Source organism: Dietzia sp. E1, from assembly GCF_014145015.1.
Lineage (GTDB): Bacteria > Actinomycetota > Actinomycetes > Mycobacteriales > Mycobacteriaceae > Dietzia > Dietzia cinnamea_A.
Map to the genome: position 1 here is coordinate 1 of NZ_JAALDU010000068.1, position 1,138 is coordinate 1,138.

The 1,138-nt window shown below is 74.4% G+C and carries 2 protein-coding genes; both read right to left on the reverse strand.

Going from position 1 to position 1,138, the window contains the following annotated elements:
- Positions 1-719: DUF6779 domain-containing protein (locus tag G6030_RS03090; RefSeq protein WP_347238557.1), on the reverse strand; the 719-nt coding region annotated here is incomplete at its 3' end.
- 122 nt (positions 720-841) lie between these two features.
- A partial coding sequence (locus G6030_RS03095) for a DUF3180 family protein (RefSeq protein WP_182642166.1) occupies positions 842-1,138 on the reverse strand: 297 nt, incomplete at its 5' end.

The following is a 1,138-nucleotide window of genomic DNA, read 5'->3' on the forward strand; positions in this document are numbered from 1 at the left end:
GTGGCATCCGGCGCGACCCCGGCCACCGACGGTTCGGTCGGCGTCGAGGGACGCCCCGACGTCGCCGACCGCGTGAACGGCGCTGACTGGCCGGGTCGGTCGGCGGTCGTCTTCTCCGTGGACGACTCCGTGTCAGCGGAGGTCCTCGCGCCGACGCGCGGCGGCGTCATCCCGGGGGTACGACGGCGGGGCGCGACCCGCTCCGACGGGACGGACGGCAGGGACGAGCCCGCGCCGAGCTGCCCGGCGGGGCCGGGACCGCCCACGGCGAAACGGTCCTCGGGGAGGCTGACCCCCAGCGCCGACAGCTGCTCCCGCAGCGCGGCGATCTCCTGACGCAGCGCGAGCACCGAGTCCTCGGTCTCGGCGCGGACGCTGGCGCGCAGCTCCTTCTCCACGACCAGTTCGTGCTCGCGGCGGGCCGAGATCTCGCGCTCGAGCTGCAGCTCGTAGACGGTGTGCAGGTCCCGGACGCGGGCGGCCTCGGCCGCGGCCTGCCGGCGGTAGCGCGCCACGAGGAAGGCCCCGATGAACGCCGCCCACAGGGCGGACAGGGTGCCGATCCGCATCCACACCGGGTTGTCGGAGAAGACCATGACGACGGTGGCGATGAGCGCCAGGACCAGTAGTACTCCCAGAGCGATGCTCGCCAGTCCGCGATCGTCGCCGCGCGCGGGGCGGGCTGACCGGGGCTTGTCCATCGCACCGTCGGAACTCATGCCCCGCATGATACTCAGAGAATCACGGGTCACACGGGTAACCAGCGCGTGTCCGCCCCAACGGGGCCGACGAGAGTCGGGTCGCCACGCGGGATCTCACCCGCCGGTCCCGCACCGCCGCCTCAGGCGGGTTCGGCCAGCCCGCCGTTCTCGTCGTCGTCGGGCGGGGTCTCACACGCCGACTCCAGGAACAGGCCGGCCCCCACCAGAACCGCCCCGGACACCAGGACGGCGAGGGACGCGGGGAGTTCCGCGGCCGCGGCCGCCAGCTCACCCAGTCGCGGGAGGAAGAACAGGGCCAGCCCCGCCCCGAACCCACCGGCGACCGCCCCGAGCACGGCCGAGGCCTGCCCCAGCGCCGCGCAGCGGGCGATGGTGAGCGGGTGCATCTGACTACGGTCCTGCCCGACGCCGCCGTC